This window comes from Mesorhizobium sp. WSM3224 (assembly GCF_000427725.1).
Classification (GTDB): Bacteria; Pseudomonadota; Alphaproteobacteria; order Rhizobiales; family Rhizobiaceae; genus Mesorhizobium.
Map to the genome: position 1 here is coordinate 26,026 of NZ_ATYO01000022.1, position 16,786 is coordinate 42,811.

Sequence of the window (16,786 nt, forward strand, 5' to 3'; positions counted from 1 at the left end):
AAGGGCCGCCCCTCTGCGACCAAGCCGGCATAGATGTGGCATGCGCTGTACCGGCTCACCTGCCGATAGCTAGCAATAGGCGCACAAGAACTGCTCAACGCTGCTCGACGGCCTGATGGCGACGGTGCCGAGTGCAGACCAGGGAGTGTGGACGGCTTTCTATGTCTTGAGGTTGAACTGCTCATGCGGCTTAGATCGCGTCCTTAGCGGTCGTTCAAGATGGCATCAGACATTTTTTCAGCAATCATAATCGTCGGAATGTTGGTATTCGCTCGTGGGCAAAATGGCATAACTGACGCATCGGCGACTCTCACGCCCGCTACCCGGTGAACACGCCCCGACGCATCTGTAACACTGTTTAGGTCCTCAGATGATCCCATCCTGCATGTGGACGTTGGATGGAAGTTGCCAAAGACATTTTGGCGTATGAAGCGGTCGAGAAGCTCGTCGTTATTGAGGAGATCGGCGATACTGCGTCCATCAGTGATGACGGATTTTATTATCCCTCGTCGCAACCGCGAAGAACTATCCATTAACGCGGCGACAATACCCGTAATTCCGTAGTTTATACGGTTGTAGCTACTTATCCGCTTTGCTCGCCCGGTCCAGGTAGACGGAAATGGGTCGAGCGCGACGGCCGCCACCGCCTTGTGCTCGAGTAATTGCGCTACGAACCGGAACGCCTTCTTCAATCGATCAGCATCACGATTGTCGCTTAGCATGTTGAAGTTCACCTCCGGCTCAGCGGCATGAGAGGAATTTTTGAGCGAGACTGTTCCCGTCGAGAAGGAGCGGTTAACCCAGAAATTGAGAGTGCCAAGGCGCTTGCCAATGGGATGCCATGCAGACTTCGCCAAGGCCGAGATTGCCATATCTGTTGAGGGGCAGCCCTCATGTCCTGAGGAGTAACGAGCATGCATCTGGATATAGCCGGTCGCATTCGGTGCCATGCGATCGTTCGGTTTTAAATAGGCCGAGATGGCGACACCGGGGTGCTCCTGCAGATTTTTGCCAACCCCGTCTAAGTTCGCAACAATGGCAATGCCGAGTTTTGATAGCTGCCCCGCCGGTCCAATCCCGGAACGCATCAACAAAGCGGGCGAATGAATAGCGCCGGCACACAGAATCACTGTTTCCGCAAAATAAGATTGCTGACCCGTTTTGCTCTCGGTCTCGACGCCTATTATTTGACGTCCTGAGGAGATTAGCCGTACGACAGTTGTCTCCGGCAAAATCTTAAGGTGGGGGCGAGCGCGCACGCTTGCGGGCAAATAGGCCATCGCAGCCGAGACGCGGCGACGGTTGCGGTTTGTCAACGGAACAACTGAGTGTCCATCGCCAAACTCCCCGTTGAAGTCGGATCGAAATGGTATGCCTCTGCTTTGATAAGCCTCCGACACTGCGCAAATAAATCCGGACCATTCCGCCTTTCCCACGCGCGTGATGGGCAGCGGACCGTCGTTTCCATGGTACTCGTTGCTAAAATCCAGGTCGTTCTCAAGCCGACGGAAGAATGGCAGCACACTCTCCCAATCCCAGCCCTCGGCACCTCCGGATGCCCAATCATCGTAGTCGGCCGGAGCCCCGCGGTTGGCTACCTGAGCATTAATGCTCGAACCCCCTCCTATGAGACGAGCTTGCTCGTAATGAGTCTGTCTGCTGACATTCTGCACTATTGTCGCAGTGAGTGACGGCCACTGATAACGAGTATTGTAGTAGGCGCGCGTCGGATTGCCATCAAGGATATCGTCAGGAATGGCATCTGGGGCAAAGTCGGGACCAGCCTCGACGAGCAGCACTTGACTTCCATCAGCAGAAAGCCTGTTCGCCATAACGCATCCCGAAGAGCCGCCGCCTACAATGAGGTAGTCGAAAAACAAAGGATACACTCCATTCAAATCTCCACGCTCAACCTAGCAGGGATGCGAACGCATCCTTCTGCAAAATGAGGCATTCTACGCAGAAAAGCTGCCGCATACGGTTACAGTCCGCGTAATCCCCGCTAGGTACCTTTACGACATTGTGCACTGGCGCGATCGCAGCTTACCTTTCTCTTGATCCGTCCCCATCGTAGACGATTAACAAGCCGCGACGGCCAGCGTAGACTCTGATGTCAGCGCTGCGCGATATCGGCTACGGGTTACGAGACGAGTTAGCTATTCTGCATGGGGTGCGATAACTGCCGATCGTGACCGGTGTTGCTTGGCCAATACATTCGGTTAACTCAGTTCGCGAGAAAACTTCGGTACAGTACGGCTGTAACCGTCGCACCCACTCCCAACCGTATGGGTCAGGCCGAGAGATCGCGCAGCAGATAAAGACCGCGCAGGATCTGCGGGAAGCCCCTCTGAGACTCCCTGCGTGGTCGACGCTATTCTTCAATTGGCAGTGCTAGCGACGCCTTGATTCGATCCATTACCACCATTGTTTTGGAGGCCTTCACTTCCGAATGTTCGTGAAAAAAGCGACGGGTGAATGCCTCATACTCGGCCATATCACGTACAGAAATTATGAGGAGAAAGTCAGATTCCCCTGTAACATAATATGCGCTCATGATCTCAGGTGTGCGCCGAACCGCTTGCTTGAAACGATCAATTATGTCCGGGCGATCGCGCTCCAGTGTAATGGACGCGAGCATGAGCATCGGCCTCCCGACAGCTCCTGGCGAGACTATCGCTACATCAGCCTCAATTACACCGGCGTCCCGCAACCGCTTCAATCGGCGTTGACAGGCGGTGGGGGAAAGGCCGGCGATTTCGCCCAACTCTTCTGTCGTGAGGCGATTGTTGTGTTGGACGGCGTTGAGAAGCTTCCTATCGATTTTATCGAGTTCCATTTGCGATACCTGCAAGAAACCGGGCTTCGCGCAGAAAATCTGCGTTGACCCCAGATATAAAGCCATTTTGCGCGATGCTCAAGGATCAACAAAGAGCTAGGCTTCCAACAGCTCCCCGAAGCAGGGATTTTGTATCGCCCTCTCCCCGAGGACGGTCGTAAGTTGCGAGTCCGCTTTTTTAGAACTGGCGACCAACTGTGACCGGGCCAGCGGAGAGTGTAAGCACCTTTATCGCGAGTTCTAGGTGCCCCCGCACCGCCATCATTGCAGGATGGTAGAGCCCGGCCTAAGCTATTACTTTGCCTCCAATACGGCGCTAAGGAACTGACGGGTTCGCTCGTTCTGCGGATCCCCGAAGAGCTGGTCAGGCGAGCCCTGCTCGGCGATCTTGCCGCCATAGAAGAAACAGACACGATTGGAGAATTCCTTAGCAAAGCCCATCTGGTGCGTGACCATCAGCATAGTGAGGTCAAACTCGGCGCCGAGCTTGCGGATGACGTTTAGCACCTCCCCGACTAGCTCTGGGTCGAGAGCCGAGGTCACTTCGTCGAACAGCATCACCTTGGGCCGCATGGCTAGCGCGCGGGCGATCGCCACGCGCTGCTTCTGACCGCCGGATAGCTGAATCGGAAAGTGATTTTTCTTCTCGCCGAGCCCCACCATGTCGAGCAGATCCGCCGCTCGGGCCTCAGCCTCGGGCTTGGAAAGCCCAAGTACCGATACCGGCGCCTCCATGCAGTTCTGCAATGCCGTCATGTGAGGAAAGAGATTGAAGTGCTGGAACACCATACCGATCTGGCCGCGCACGCGCCTGAGGTGCCGATTGTTCGCCGGCACCATCCGACCACTCCTTTGCATGTGCGTCAATGGCTCGCCGTTTACCCAAATTACTCCATCGTTGATGCGTTCCAGCGTCATTAGCATGCGCAACACTGTAGTCTTCCCCGAGCCGGAGGGCCCTATAATCGACACCCTCTCATTGCGCGAGATATCTAGATTGAGCTTGTCTAGTACGGTCAGCGCACCGTAGCGTTTGGTAACGTTCTCGAAGCGGACCATAGGTTGATTCATGATTTTCTCGTTTTGCGCCATGGGGAAATTGGGCTGCCCCAGCACCGTCAGCGCATCGTAGTACATTGCGGCATTTTGCAGACGAACCCTGGGCTCGTTCATCGAGATCTCCTACTGCAGATGGTAGCGGCGGTTGAGCCAGAAGCTAACTGCTTGGACGATCGCTGAGGCGACCAGACTGAACACGAGGTAGAAAAAACCAACCATGGTGATCGCCTCTATATATCGATAGTTTTCCCCGCCGAAATTCTTTGCCCGCTGTAGCATCTCAGGGATAGCGATCGCGGCGAGTATCGGTGTATCCTTGAACATGCCGACGAAATAGTTGCCTAGGGCTGGCGCGATGGGGGGAATTGCTTGAGGCAAGATGATAGCTCGCCAGCTGCGCTGCGGCGAAAGGTTAAGCGCAGTGCAGGCCTCCCACTGTCCGCCATCTACAGTTTCAATTCCCGCGCGGTAACATTCCGAACAGTAAGCGGCGTAGTGGACGCCGAGCATACCTACGCCGGCGATCCAAGCGGGGATAAACATCCCGAATTCCGGTCCGACAAAATAGATGAAAAAAACCTGAAGCAGCAGCGGAGTCGAGCGTATGAATTCCACGACTTCCGCCATGGCAGTGGAGACATAGCGGTTCCGAGATTGGCGGATCAGCGCGAAAACCAGACCCAGGATCGATGCTATCGCGAAGCCGAATAGAGTAGCCTCAACGGTGACGATCGCGCCAAGAGAAAGATACGGCAATGCCTCCCAAACGTAAGACCAATCCCAAATAGTCATGCCATTGCCTCCCGCACGAACCCCGGCGAGAGCCGGCGTTCCAGCCAACGGACAAAGGGCGTGATAAGTGCGCGCGCGATGATGTAGTATCCAAAAAGCGCCACAGTAAAGAAAAGCAGATAGTTGCCCGTCGTGTCAGCTGCGAGTTTGGCGGCTGAGGTGAACTCGGCGATGGTGATGAAGAAAGTGAGCGACGTCGCTTTAAGCAATTCTATAAGCATGTTACCCCAGGACGGCAGCAAGGCGCGGATTGCCTGCGGCATTACGATGCGGCGCATCATAGTGAGCCGTGAAAAGTTGAGCGCAATGCTGGCTTCATACTGCCCGCGGTCGACCGCCTGGATGGCGGCGCGAACCACCTCGGCCCCATAGCCGGACGCGCAGAGGCCGATTCCGAAGATGGCCACCGTCCATGGAGAAAGGGCGAGTCCGAAGATAGGCAACACGAAAAACCACCAATAGACCTGCACCAGCAACGATGTCCCACGGAAGAATTCGATATAGCCAATGGCGAGCCAACGAACCGGTTTGATGGGCGAGACTCTCATCAGGCCCACGATCAGCGCCAGTACGCTCGTTACCAGCGACGCCCCAAGAGTGACGATCAAAGTGACCAACATCCCCTTGGCGAGCGCCGCCACGCCGAAGCTCAGCATGTATTCGCTTCCCTTCCTTATGGTAATTCTCGTAATCCCCTTTTCGGGCAGTCCGGAAAGGGGATTAGACGCCAAGTGTCGCTTTGTGGTCTTCCTTCAATCCTTGCAGAGATCGGCGGTTTTTTCGCTGCCCGGCAATATCGACTTATCGTATCCGTAAGTGCTGACAGACGCCAGCATCTCATCGGAGCCGATATAAGCCTTCATCGCCGAGTTGAAGGCGTCGACCGCGGCCTGCTCGTTGAGCGGGAAGGCGAAAGCGGGGGAGATGTGCCAGGCGGGGATGTACGGATTTGCTAGCTCAAGCCTGTCATTACTGGCGATAGCTTTCTTCAAGGTCAAATATTCGGAGCCACCGGCATCGGCGCGGCCGACTTTCACTGCCTGGACGATCTCCGTATAGTCAGTAACCTGCAAGATCTTGTCTTCGGGAATTCCGACTTTCTTCGCGGTCGCCAAATCAACAAACCCAACGCCTGTGACGAACGTCGCACCCTTATCCCGAATATCGGCATAGGAATGCAGCCCTTTCGGGTTGCCCTTTGGCACGACGAGTGCATCCCTGAGAGTAGCGATCAGATCGGTGAAGAGCACGTTTCGGCAACGTGCAGGGAGGACGCCCATGGCGTCGGCAATAATGTCGAAGCGGCCGGCCTGCAGGCCGGGAATGAGCGCCCCCCATTCAGCACTGACCGGCTCGACCTTGCCGGCCCCCATTTTCTTTAAGACGGCCAGCATAATCGTATTGCTTATGCCGAGCGGTTCATTGTTGGATCCGGAGTAAGCCCATGGAGCATCATTGGAATAGCCGATCCGGATCGGCTCTCCCTTTTTAATCTTATCGAGTAGCGAACCCGCCGAGGCTGAACCGGCCACCAAGCCGATTGCCAACATCGCTGCACCCAAAGCAGCCATTCCGTTCAGAACCACGCACCTAAAGACGCGTGTTCTGCGCTCGAAAAAATGCCATTTGTTCATGTGGTAACTCCTTCCATTTCGTTGGCCGCTTTTCGCAGTGTAAAACGTCGTGAGACGACGCTGCATGCGTTTTTATTGACCGCCACGGCAGTTCCCATTTGGAGCGAGGCTATCGCACTCCCCATTGGACCTGTCGTCCAACCGGCAACGGATCACCACGCTCGCCTAGTGAATCTAACAGCCGTAAGGCGCCGGTTTTGCGCGACTTTTCAATATTGACGCAGGAAGTCGGCTTTTCTGAACGGCAAAGTGCTGCGCGGCGATCAAGTCGAGAGGCGCCGATAGGAAACTGCAGCGACAACGAATAAGTGATGCAGTCCACACATCGCCCTGGGCTCCGCTAATGAGCAGGCGCTACCAGTTGTATCCAAAATCCAATCGGCGCGGAGAGGCGCTTGCTACAAAAGCTGGGCCCGCCGGCCAAAATAGGAGGGATGGTCAGCGGAGCCAGAGCCAGGAAAAGCCGGGTCACACGCCTGAAAGCGCCCAAGAGGCCGCCAGTGCGAGAGAACTGGGAGGGAGCCCCTCAAGTGGGGTGCGGGCTCATTCGAGCCAGCGAAGGTGTCTTTTGGAGGCAGCGTGGGGCGAGCGGATTGGCGTATCGGAGGAGGAACCCGACCGGGCCGCGGCTCTCGCCAGAGCGGGGTAGGTCTGAGTGCAGTCGTTTCCCTCGCTAGAGGGATACTTTTCATTCCCCATATTGCTATTTCCTGATCCTTGGGGTTTTAAAGGGCTGTTGGCCAGCCATGCACTGTTGCTGGGAGTTGTGACCGGGCTGGTTGCTCTTGTTTGTAATGCTCGCTGGGGCAAGGACGGAAGTTGCCGCGGCGTGCATAAACGGCCCAGCAGCACATTATGGCCGAGAGAGCGAGGAAATCTGGATACGCTGCTCCCCCCTAATGTTGCCGTGCAAACCTGTCGGGCAAGTGATCTCAGCCGGGTTCAGGTGATGGCCGAAGAAGAGAGTGCAATCGCCACTGCAGTCGAGAGCAGAAGACGTGAATTCTCGATCGGGCGAGCCTGTGCTAGGGCGGCATTGTCCAAGCTCGGCTTCCCTCCGTGCGCGATCCCAAGTGGACCCCACCGGGAACCAGTTTGGCCGTCTGGTGTCGTAGGCAGCATAACGCACACTGCTGAATTCTATGCCGCCGCCGTCGCTCAGCATGAGGACTACGCTGCGCTTGGAATCGATGCAGAAGCCGACGAGAAGTTGCCGTCTGGTGTGTTGGAGCTCGTTTCGGTCGACGAGGAGCGATATTGGCTGGCCAACGCACCTGGGGACCTCAATTGGGACCGGTTGCTCTTCAGTGCTAAGGAAAGCATCTTTAAGGCATGGTTCCCGCTCACACGTGAATGGCTGGGCTTCGAGGACGCCGTGGTCACCATCGTGCCGAATGATGGCACATTTCGTGCTCGCGTTCTTCACACGCCGGTCGACGTTCATGCGCGGGAGCTTCGCGGCCGGTTCGCCTTTGCCAATAGACTGATACTCACCGCAGTTTTCGTTACGAGGTCCCAAAAAGACGCATCATCTTCGCCCGCTTGATTTTGCGCGCGGTGCTGCGCCAAGCGATGTCCGGCTCGAGCAGATTTCAAAGGCCGGTCTCTGTTCAAGGCAAGGCGTCACAGCTCGGAGCGTGTCGTGTTGGATGTCAATGAGCGTCCAACATCTTGCTGCGGCATTTCCATCGTCAAACCGCGGAGCGCAAGGACAAGCAATGGACGCATGTCTGCAGGTATTGCGAGGGTGTGCCGAGCATCTCGGACCGTCGGGCGGCGCCGATTTCCGTTTCCGACGCGATTGGACTTCGTTGCACCGAGGACGCGGGGTCGCAGCCATATGGAGGTGCTCGCGCAATCTGAAGGCGCTCGAAACCATTCGACGAGGCCGCGAGGGCTCGTTTCGGAACCGATCCGGACCACATGCCCAGTTCGCACCGTCGCTACGCGGAATGGTCGCCGGAGCGGTTCCGACGCTGGGCTCGCTCGATCGGTCCACAGACCGAGGGGCTGGTCATCGCCATCCTTGCCAGCCGGCCGAATCCGGAACAGGGCTTCAGAACATACCTCGGCGTTCTCAAGCTCTACCAGGTGATCGACACGGCGGAGGCCGAAGCCGTTTCGGCCCGTGCGCTCGAGATCGGCGGCCTGAACTGCAAAAGCATCAGCGCCCTCATCAAAACCTACAAAGCGTCCAGGCAGACTGCCGAACCTGCCGCAGTCGGCGCGCACGCCAATCTTCGTGGCCCCGGCTACTTTTATTAAGAAAACAATCAACGATGCTGACCAATCCCACCATCGACATGCTGCGCGACCTCGGTCTTTGCGGCATGGCCAACGCTTTCCAGGACCTGGAGATGCAATCGGAGGCAAGGGCCCTCGATCACGGCGATGGCTTGCCCTCCTGCTCGAACGGAAGGCGACAACGCGCCGTCAAAAGCGCTTCGAGGCCAGAGCTCGAGCCGTCAGACTACGTCATGACGCCCAGATCGAGAACGCCGATTTCCGTGCAACGCGCGGTCTCGATCGCAGTCTCTTCATGAAGCTTGGGACATGCGCTGGATCAGACAGCGCCACAGCCTGCTCCTGATCGGACCGGCCGGCGTCGGAAAGAGCTGGCTGGCCTGCGCGCTCGGACACAAGGCATGCCGCGACGACCTTTCGGTCGCATACCACCGTGTGCCGCGCCTCTTCGCCACGCTCGCCCTTGCCCGCGGAGACGGCCGTTACGCGAAGCTGCTCAAGAGCCTGGCCAAAACCGACTTGCTTATTTTAGACGATTGGGGGCCCGAGAAGCTCAACGACGAACAACGCCGCGATCTCCTGGAAATCGCCGAAGATCGCTACCAGAAGCGTTCCACCATCCTCACAAGTCAAATTCCGTGGATCACTGGTGTGACATGATCGGCAATCCGACCATCGCCGATGCCGTTCTCGACCGCCTTGTTCATAACGCCTATCGCATCGAACTATACGGCGAAAGCATGCGCAAACTCAAGGTCCTGCCAGTCACAGACGCTGCTCCCGCTTGACCGGAAAACGACTTCGACGACAAATATCAAAAACGACCCAGAGGCTGGCGCCAGGACGGCTCCGCCACATAATCTCGGCCGACACATAGGTGCGGAGCGCGCTTCAGCCTTTGCGCATGTCCGTATAGCCAGTGGCGAGCCACACCTTCACACCCTTCGGGACCGAGATCATCGCCGCTCCAGAAGATCGAGGATCCGGCCGAGCGCCTCGCTGTCGACGTCACTCTCGACCCGCAGGCGCCGGCCACCGCCAAGCTAGATCGTCACCATGCTGGGCTTGCGGCGCCGACGAAGAGTGGACATCGGCTTCCACTGTGGGATCGGTGGCGGTTCCGCCGGCGTCGGCGGCACTCGTAGCGCTGCGGCGACCTCCACGGCGACGAGTTGCGCGATGGAGGGCGCGGGAATCCGGCAGAGCTCGTTGCGCCACGGGAAAAGCTGGCTCACATGGATTCCGGCCGACCGCGCCATCTCGGAAACACTGGCCCCAGACTCAAATGTCGCCGCGACCAACCGCTCCTTCTCCTCGCGAGACCAGCGCTCATGAGCGAGGCGACGTCGCGGGCCAATGGGCGGTAGAGCGAAAACCTGCGCCTTCGTCGAACACGTCTTCGCGCAGCAGAAATCCAGGATGAGCCTGTTCGTGCGCACGATCAGCATCGCGCGGGCAGGCCAGGATCAAGATCGGCATGGCCGACCTCGCCTACAATCTCACCCGCTTCGCATGGCACCAGGGGCGAACTGCGCCCGCGTGGCGGCGAAAACCATTGACGCAACGCCGAAGTCAATCGGCCATCCACCCAGGCAAGCGCCGACGATCTTGTCATAGGGTCAGATTCGGCCAACCGCGCCCGTTTGTGCGCCCTGCCGTTCAAAAGCCGCTGCAAATCGATCTGTCCAACTGCATGCTGGCCGTCGACGATTAGCCATGCAAAACCTGTTCTTCGACCCTTTTCAGTACACCACAAGCGGCCTCGGCTCCGTCATAATGCCGGGCCAGGCGCATTGGCCCACCGTTTCGAGATAATTATCATACGTCAGCACAGCTCCTTCTACCCTTCGCTCATTACCGCTTAGCCCGATCACCATTTGGATCGAAAAAAGCCCGCAGCGATGCGTCGGCCTCGTAGAGTTTCCCCGCGATCTCAATTTGCCATCGACTGTTCTCAATTAGGTCCTTGGTGACACCCGCCAAGTGATGAACATATCCCATTCCGATCGACGTGCCGATCGTGAAACTTTTTACCCCCGACGAAATATATCCTACAATACGGCCGTCGCAGCGAATGAGTTCTTCATGAAAGAGCACTGGATTGGGGTCGTGCAGCTTAAACGATACCAGTCGTTTCTTTAACGGAATATTGTTTTTCTGGGCTATCAACGCCTCCTTTCCGATAAAGCTACCCTTGTTCCAGTCGATCGTAAACGCTAGTCCTGCCTCAAGCAGCGTATCAACGGGCGTAAGATCGAGTTGATATTCCCGGTAGGCGCGTTCGGAACGTAAATGCTCAAGCGCATGGTATCCTGCGGCTCTGAGACCAAATGGCCGGCCGGCCTCCCAGACAACATCAAAGACATGCTGTGCCATTTCGGTTGGAATATGAAGCTCCCAACCAAGCTCTCCAACGTAAGTAAGTCTATTCGCGATTACCCGCGCATAGCCTATATCGATTTCCCGGCTTGTGGCGAATGGGAATGCCTCATTTCCTAGGTTAGAGTCTGTAACTTTGGACAATATCTCACGCGACATCGGTCCTTGTAGTGATAAGACGGCATAAGCTGACGTAACATCGGTCAGTGTAACATTCACACCACCAGTAATATGCCGCTCAATCCATGCCTTATCGCGCGGATGTACTGTCGCAGACGAGATAACTAAAAACTCCGTCTTCGAAAGACGATTTACCGTGATATCTGTTTCAATTCCGCCTTTTTCATTAAGCATGTGGGTATAGACAAGATTCCCTACCGGTACATCTATGTTACCCGCACACAACCATTGGAGGAAGCGACACGCGTCTCGGCCCTGAACTAGATGTTTCCCAAAGGAACTCTGGTCTAATAAAATGGCATTGTTTCGAGCGGCATTGCACTCTTCGCTCGTATATTTGAACCAGTTTGGTTCGTCGTAAGAATAGACGTTTTCCGTCGGCTCTCCTAGCCCAGCAAACCACATAGGACGTTCCCAGCCCATGCCTTCGCCGAAGCTAGCGCCAAGTTTAGCCCACCGGTCGTGAAGCACACTCTTTCGGACCCCGCGGGAAGTTTGAAGCTGGTGACCCGGCCAGTGCATCTTGTAATGAAGCCCCAAGACTTCCGGAGTACGGTCATGCAAATATCTTTTGTTGATTTGAAAAGGATGAAACCGGGCCACATCGACAAAACTGATGTCCATCTGTGGCGCCCCTCCGACGATCCATTCCGCTAAAGCTCGCCCAGCCCCTGCCCCGTATTCAATGCCTTCGGAGTTATAGCCAGCTGAAACAAAAAGGTTTTTCATTCCCGGCACCTCGCCGATCATGAATAATAGATCCGGCGTGAAGCTTTCTGGGCCATTGAAGAACTTCGTTATTCCCGCATTTGCCAGTGCCGGAACAATTTCTGTCGCTTTGGTCATAGGCAACTCAAAATGATCCCAATCCTCGGCCAGCTCGATGAAAGCCGTTTCCTTCGGAAGCTTCTCCATGGGTAGTGCTTTACCCCAAGGCTCGAAAGCGCCTACCAATATTTTGCCGGCATCTTCCTTTAAATACACATGGCCATCTGTATCTCGTAGCACAGGTAGGGTTGGCTTCACAAAGTCGACAGTGTCAGTTACCACATAGAAGTGCTCTGCCGCATAAAGTGGTATCCTCGCACCTAGTCTGGCAGCTAAGTCTCGTGTCCAGAGACCGCAAGCGAGTACGAGAACTTCGGCTTCGATGACGCCTTCGCCAGTGCGAACCTGATAGCAGCCATCTAACGTTCGCCAGAGGTCGGTGACCTCAGAATTCTCGAAGATTTTTACACCATTTTTCCTAGCGCCGGCTGCCAATGCCATACACGTGTCAACCGGGTTTGTTTGCCCATCTCCAGGGATATAAACCGCACCTTCTATTATTGACGCGTTGAGTGCTGGATATAGCTCCTTCGCGTCACCTGGCGAGATGATGTGCGCCTCGAGCCCGAAACTTTTGGCAATTGATGCGTTCCGTGCAGTTTCGTAGAGTCGCTGTTTGGTGCGAGCGACACCAAGCGTACCATTTCGCTTGAATCCTGTCGCTTGCCCGGTCTCGTTTTCCAATACGGCGTAAAGTTCCGCGTTATACTTGGCTATCTCGGTTAATGCGTGGGTGCCACGCGTTTGCATAATCAAACCGGCCGCATGCCAGGTGGTACCCGACGTAAGCGTGTGTCGCTCCAAAACAGCGACATCATTTTTGCCATTTTTTGCCAAGTGAAAGGCTACGCTCGCTCCCGCGATTCCTCCACCGATGACGAGTACCTCGTGGGCGCGAACGGACAGTTCACGAGGACGGAAGGGCGAGTTGGTAATCATGCGTCTCCTTATTCGGTTGCTCGCGTTGGCTTGTTAGGGCGCGGGAACTGCTCTGAGTAAGAGGTCGTTTTGGTGCTTCAGCAGCTGAGGCCTCTGGCTTGCCGCTGGCGCCGTACGGGCGGCCGGTGGTTAACTAGACCAGCATCGCCCCACCCCCATGTGGCCGTCGTACGGTCGAGGGGACGGTGATCGTTGATGGCTCGGTTGACGCCGCCTCCGTACACCCCTTTCAAGCGCAGTACTGCCGGGGATCTGGCGATATCTAATCCCCTCTATTCTCCACAGCGCTCGTCATCTTTGCTTCTTCAACCTCTCCGCCACACGCCCTGGTTCGCCGGGCATCAGGGCGCTCGCTCGGCGCTTCTCAGCGAGTCCTTCATCAATTGTTCCGATGCGGGTCCAATCGGCCTGTCCTAGTCCACCACAATTAGGCGACGATCGACATCGGTCAGCCGTTCACCGCCAGCCTCGGTGACGACGAATGACTCGGATATCGCCGCCCCAAAATCTTCGAGCCTGATCCCTGTTTGGAAATGAAAGCACATGCCGGCTTGAAGCACAGTGCGATCGCCCGATCGAATGCTAACGGTACGTTCATTCCAATCCGGCGGATAGTTCAGACCAATGGAATAGCCAGAGCGGCCTTTTTTTACATACCCGTTGCATTTGAGTATATTCTGCCAGGCTGCGTCAACCTCTTCGACAACTACACCTGGCTTAGCGATTTCGAGTACAGCATCGACCCCCTCCACTATAACCTTCGCGAGGCGCTTGACCTCTTCAGGCGGCTTGCCAATGTAGACAGTGCGCGCCAACGGCGCATGGTAGTGTCGTCGCGCGGCGGCAAGCTCCAAGAGAACTAAACCAGATGTTGGCAACGGTTTATCCGTCCAAGTGAGGTGCGGTGCGTTCGTGTTGTCCCCGAACTGAATCAACGGACATGCACTGGTGTAGTCGCCATATTTTCCGTCAATACCACGTATCTGGGAGCTATATACCTCGGCAGCGATCTGATACTGGGGTACCCCCGGCCTTAGGGTTGGGATGATCTCCAACATTGTGTTACTGACAATGCGACCTGCTTCTCTCATGTACCCGATTTCTGCTTTGGATTTAATGAGTCTTGCCCAATTCACTAGCCCACAACTGTCGAAGAATTTTGCATTCGGGATTCCTTTCACAAGATGCTGATGTCCGCGTGCAGTATAGTAATGCGCGTCCATCTCAACACCTATCCGATCAGAGTCCCATCCTCGCGACTTAATCAGCTCACAGAGGTCATCGAAGGGGTGCAGCTCTGGATGATTAACTAGGTGATCAGAATACGAGAATATGTTCTCTGGTGGCAAATCTGTAGTAACAAAGGCGGAATTTACATCAACTAGTCTTCCCATCCAAATCGGAACATCCAACTCAAGACGCACCAAGACCGCCTGCGGGTACTGGAACGACCAAGCGTCATATCCAGTCAGCCAGCCCATATTTGCAGGGTCCTGGCAGACTAGGAGGTCCAGTCCCGCTCGCTCCATCCGCCGTTTGACGTCTTGAACACGACGTCGAAACTCATCGGGAAGGAAGGGTTTGTCATACGTCATCCTAGATCGTCCTCTTCGCCGGGGTTGCCTGACCGGACCAAGCGCCCCCACTTGCTCGCGTCTTTGTAACAGCCTACCACGCCTAGGAACGCTACCCTGCGCTAAGTCGGCCCACCGCCGCAGAAAAGCTGCATGTTTTGGCTGTTTGCGCAGAGCTTATCCTGTTGTCAGCCAAGGTCGTTTTGCTCGGAAGTGTCACAGCAGCGTTGATTTTTTCCCAGCTGGGCAGCGGCGAAGGCGGGCTACAGCTTCTTTGACAACCCGCGCGTGACACAGCGTTCTGGCCGGCCATTGCGCCGCGATTGCGACGTTGTGACGAAAGAAGGTCCGCTCCTTTAACTTGTAGGACATGACTGAATTTATCTACAGCCGCGCAAACGACAAAATCGGAATCACAAGACCATCAATGCCGGGCGATACAGGGCTGGGCAGCCATGTATTGCGATCCCTGGTCGGAGTGGCGCAGCAGGCTGTCGGGCCTACTCGCCACGATGAGGGCGTGGAACTTCGTCAGCCTCTGGCGGTCTCGAGCCCCCCGCTCCTCGGACCGGCAGCCGGCTCCGTCGGCCCGCCAGCCAGACGCCGTCACTGCGGCTCGACCAGATCAACGCTGTCCCGAAGCGACAGCGCCTCCGGCACTACATAGGCAATGTCAAACTGCGCCGCTTTGCCTGAAGGGGTCCCGTGGTGCCGAGATCGTGATCCCCACGTTTCTTGTCTGAACATAACCATCCAGCGCTTCTTGGCCCTTCTCCCTGCCATACCCAGACTGCTTTACTCCACCGAATGGTGTTTCTACGCCGCCGACATACCACCCATTCACGTAAACTTGCCCAGCCCACAGGCGATCGGCGGTCCAAAGTGCCCTGTCAATATCGCGAGTGAAAACGCCAGCAGCCAACCCCTGATCGGTGTCGTTTGCGAGGTCGACCGCCATCGCCGGATCATCGAACGTAGTGATGGCGAGAACAGGACCGAAGACTTCCTCTTTGAAAAGATTACTCTGTCGCTCGACATCAGCAAACACGCTCGCCGGCATGAAATAGCCACTCCGCTCAGCAAGAGCAGTTCCGCCGGTCACAACTTTAGCACCCTGAGAGATCGCGGTCTGGCAGGCTCGCTCGACTCCCTGTCGCTGCTTTTGGGAGATCATGGGGGTAATGTCGCAATTATCGCATCCTGGTCCAACAGAAAGTCCGTCCACGCAAGCCTTGATTCTATGTAGCAGCTCGCCTGCAATAGAACGCTCCACAAGCAGGCGCGAAAGGTTGTTGCAGTTCTGGCCGGCATTTAGAAAGGAACCAATCCGAACCGCCTCAACAACGCTGTCGAGATCGGCATCCGAGTAAACAACCGCAGCCGACTTGCCGCCCAATTCCATGATGCAGGGCACGATACGCTCCGACGCGGCCTTGAGGACCGTTCGCCCGGTAGCTGCGGAGCCCGTAAAGACGATATGGCGAACGTCGGGATGCTCGATCAGCGCCTGGCCTACCGTTTGGCCATAACCAGTGAGAACGTTGACGGCTCCGGCAGGCACCCCAGCCGTCTCGCAGGCGCGTGCCATCTCAATTCCGGACAACGGGGCCAACTCTGGCGACTTCACCACCACTGAATTTCCTGTCGCGATCGCGCAGGCAAGCGACCGAGCCGTAAGTTCCAGTGGACCATTCCACGGAACGATCTGGGCGGACACGCCGAACGGACTCCGGAGCGTGTAGTCGACCAGGTTGGCCCCGCGTGGGATGGAACGACCTTCAAGCTTATCGGCCAAGCCTCCGTAGTACCGCAGGTATCTAATGGCTGTTTGAACTTCGCCATAGGCGAGATCCAATGCCTTACCCGTCTCGGCACAGTTGATAGTCGCAATCGCCTCGACTCGCGCGTCGAGGGCATCAGCAATCCGAAACAACATGCGTCCACGATCATATGGATGCATGTCGATCAGAACGCGGTCGCGAAAGACTCGGTGAGCGGCGGCAACGGCGAGTTGGACCTCTTGGGGCCCAGCCTCTGCTACAACAGCTATAATTTCCCCATTTGACGGATCGTCTACCTCGATCCGTCCGCCGGACGAAGAATCCTGCCACCTTCCATCGATGTAATTTTTAAACACTTCAGTGCTGGACATGTGTCGTTATTCTTTCATAAGTTTTCGTTATCTTCTCGGCTTGCGTCCTTATGCTACTCGCATCACCTTCGGCGTGCTCATGCAAAAACCACCGTGGCACTACCCCTCGGGCGTCCATCTCAGCCTAAGCGATTCAGCTGATCCACGTTGTCAACCGGGACTTTCCAAG

Annotated in this window: 12 protein-coding genes and 2 pseudogenes; 4 read left to right on the top strand and 10 right to left on the bottom strand. The window is 56.2% G+C overall.

The annotated features are described in order from the left end of the window. Nucleotides 1–203: 203 nt before the first annotated feature. The 6 genes from YU3_RS0125045 to ehuB form a co-directional block, all read right to left on the bottom strand. The gene (locus tag YU3_RS0125045) at nucleotides 204–1,889 is read right to left on the bottom strand and encodes a GMC family oxidoreductase N-terminal domain-containing protein (protein ID WP_245273654.1); all 1,686 of its coding nucleotides are present in this window, start codon (nucleotides 1,887–1,889) and stop codon (nucleotides 204–206) included. Nucleotides 1,890–2,371: 482 nt separating this feature from the next. Further along, nucleotides 2,372–2,836, bottom strand: coding sequence for an Lrp/AsnC family transcriptional regulator (locus YU3_RS0125050; protein WP_027168799.1), 465 nt, complete (start codon nucleotides 2,834–2,836; stop codon nucleotides 2,372–2,374). A gap of 294 nt (nucleotides 2,837–3,130) precedes the next feature. Then, nucleotides 3,131–3,907 (bottom strand): ectoine/hydroxyectoine ABC transporter ATP-binding protein EhuA, encoded by a 777-nt coding sequence (ehuA, locus tag YU3_RS0125055; protein ID WP_280797819.1) that lies wholly within the window; start codon nucleotides 3,905–3,907, stop codon nucleotides 3,131–3,133. Between the two features lie 111 nt (nucleotides 3,908–4,018). Continuing rightward, nucleotides 4,019–4,687: an ectoine/hydroxyectoine ABC transporter permease subunit EhuD gene (gene ehuD, locus YU3_RS0125060; RefSeq protein WP_027168801.1), complete on the bottom strand. Its 669-nt coding sequence runs from the start codon at nucleotides 4,685–4,687 to the stop codon at nucleotides 4,019–4,021. After that, the gene (gene ehuC, locus YU3_RS0125065) at nucleotides 4,684–5,343 is read right to left on the bottom strand and encodes an ectoine/hydroxyectoine ABC transporter permease subunit EhuC (RefSeq protein WP_027168802.1); all 660 of its coding nucleotides are present in this window, start codon (nucleotides 5,341–5,343) and stop codon (nucleotides 4,684–4,686) included. The genes ehuD and ehuC overlap by 4 nt, the downstream gene beginning before the upstream one ends. Nucleotides 5,344–5,439: 96 nt before the next feature. Then, nucleotides 5,440–6,321, bottom strand: a complete 882-nt coding sequence (gene ehuB / locus YU3_RS0125070; protein ID WP_245273655.1) for an ectoine/hydroxyectoine ABC transporter substrate-binding protein EhuB — start codon at nucleotides 6,319–6,321, stop codon at nucleotides 5,440–5,442. 655 nt (nucleotides 6,322–6,976) lie between these two features. Here ehuB and YU3_RS37465 point away from each other — a divergent pair. From YU3_RS37465 to istB, 3 genes and pseudogenes are all read left to right on the top strand, one after another. After that, on the top strand, nucleotides 6,977–7,867 hold the full coding sequence (locus tag YU3_RS37465) for a 4'-phosphopantetheinyl transferase superfamily protein (protein ID WP_245273656.1): 891 nt from the start codon (nucleotides 6,977–6,979) through the stop codon (nucleotides 7,865–7,867). Nucleotides 7,868–8,244: 377 nt separating this feature from the next. Beyond that, entirely contained in the window at nucleotides 8,245–8,586 is a 342-nt protein-coding gene (locus tag YU3_RS0125080) for a hypothetical protein (RefSeq protein WP_027168804.1), read from the top strand. Then, nucleotides 8,564–9,353: pseudogene (gene istB / locus YU3_RS37470) on the top strand (IS21-like element helper ATPase IstB). The gene YU3_RS0125080 and the pseudogene istB overlap by 23 nt, the downstream one beginning before the upstream one ends. A 255-nt stretch (nucleotides 9,354–9,608) precedes the next feature. On the opposite strand, the gene YU3_RS37475 reads toward istB, so the two are convergent. Beyond that, on the bottom strand, nucleotides 9,609–10,013 hold the full coding sequence (locus YU3_RS37475) for a transposase (RefSeq protein WP_084508318.1): 405 nt from the start codon (nucleotides 10,011–10,013) through the stop codon (nucleotides 9,609–9,611). Between YU3_RS37475 and YU3_RS41855 the strand changes: the two are divergent. After that, nucleotides 9,931–10,105: pseudogene (locus YU3_RS41855) on the top strand (IS5/IS1182 family transposase); the annotation flags it as partial. The gene YU3_RS37475 and the pseudogene YU3_RS41855 sit on opposite strands and share 83 nt — an antisense overlap. 314 nt (nucleotides 10,106–10,419) lie before the next feature. On the opposite strand, the gene YU3_RS0125095 reads toward YU3_RS41855, so the two are convergent. The 3 genes from YU3_RS0125095 to YU3_RS0125105 all read right to left on the bottom strand — a co-directional run bounded on the left by YU3_RS0125095 (nucleotide 10,420) and on the right by YU3_RS0125105 (nucleotide 16,617). Then, on the bottom strand, nucleotides 10,420–12,891 hold the full coding sequence (locus tag YU3_RS0125095) for an FAD-dependent oxidoreductase (RefSeq protein WP_027168805.1): 2,472 nt from the start codon (nucleotides 12,889–12,891) through the stop codon (nucleotides 10,420–10,422). 413 nt (nucleotides 12,892–13,304) lie between these two features. Then, on the bottom strand, nucleotides 13,305–14,486 hold the full coding sequence (locus YU3_RS0125100; RefSeq protein WP_027168806.1) for a Xaa-Pro peptidase family protein: 1,182 nt from the start codon (nucleotides 14,484–14,486) through the stop codon (nucleotides 13,305–13,307). A gap of 652 nt (nucleotides 14,487–15,138) precedes the next feature. Further along, a complete protein-coding gene (locus YU3_RS0125105; protein WP_027168807.1) occupies nucleotides 15,139–16,617 on the bottom strand; it encodes an aldehyde dehydrogenase family protein in 1,479 nt (492 codons plus the stop codon). Nucleotides 16,618–16,786: the final 169 nt, after the last annotated feature.

What these genes read in the sequence shown, in the direction of transcription:
- YU3_RS0125050 (WP_027168799.1), bottom strand. Translation starts at nt 2,836, where the DNA reads ATGGAACTCGATAAAATCGATAGGAAGCTTCTCAACGCCGTCCAACAC.
- ehuA (WP_280797819.1), bottom strand. Translation starts at nt 3,907, where the DNA reads ATGAATCAACCTATGGTCCGCTTCGAGAACGTTACCAAACGCTACGGT.
- ehuD (WP_027168801.1), bottom strand. Translation starts at nt 4,687, where the DNA reads ATGACTATTTGGGATTGGTCTTACGTTTGGGAGGCATTGCCGTATCTT.
- ehuC (WP_027168802.1), bottom strand. Translation starts at nt 5,343, where the DNA reads ATGCTGAGCTTCGGCGTGGCGGCGCTCGCCAAGGGGATGTTGGTCACT.
- ehuB (WP_245273655.1), bottom strand. Translation starts at nt 6,321, where the DNA reads ATGAACAAATGGCATTTTTTCGAGCGCAGAACACGCGTCTTTAGGTGC.
- YU3_RS0125080 (WP_027168804.1), top strand. Translation starts at nt 8,245, where the DNA reads ATGCCCAGTTCGCACCGTCGCTACGCGGAATGGTCGCCGGAGCGGTTC.
- YU3_RS37475 (WP_084508318.1), bottom strand. Translation starts at nt 10,013, where the DNA reads ATGCTGATCGTGCGCACGAACAGGCTCATCCTGGATTTCTGCTGCGCG.
- YU3_RS0125095 (WP_027168805.1), bottom strand. Translation starts at nt 12,891, where the DNA reads ATGATTACCAACTCGCCCTTCCGTCCTCGTGAACTGTCCGTTCGCGCC.
- YU3_RS0125100 (WP_027168806.1), bottom strand. Translation starts at nt 14,486, where the DNA reads ATGACGTATGACAAACCCTTCCTTCCCGATGAGTTTCGACGTCGTGTT.
- YU3_RS0125105 (WP_027168807.1), bottom strand. Translation starts at nt 16,617, where the DNA reads ATGTCCAGCACTGAAGTGTTTAAAAATTACATCGATGGAAGGTGGCAG.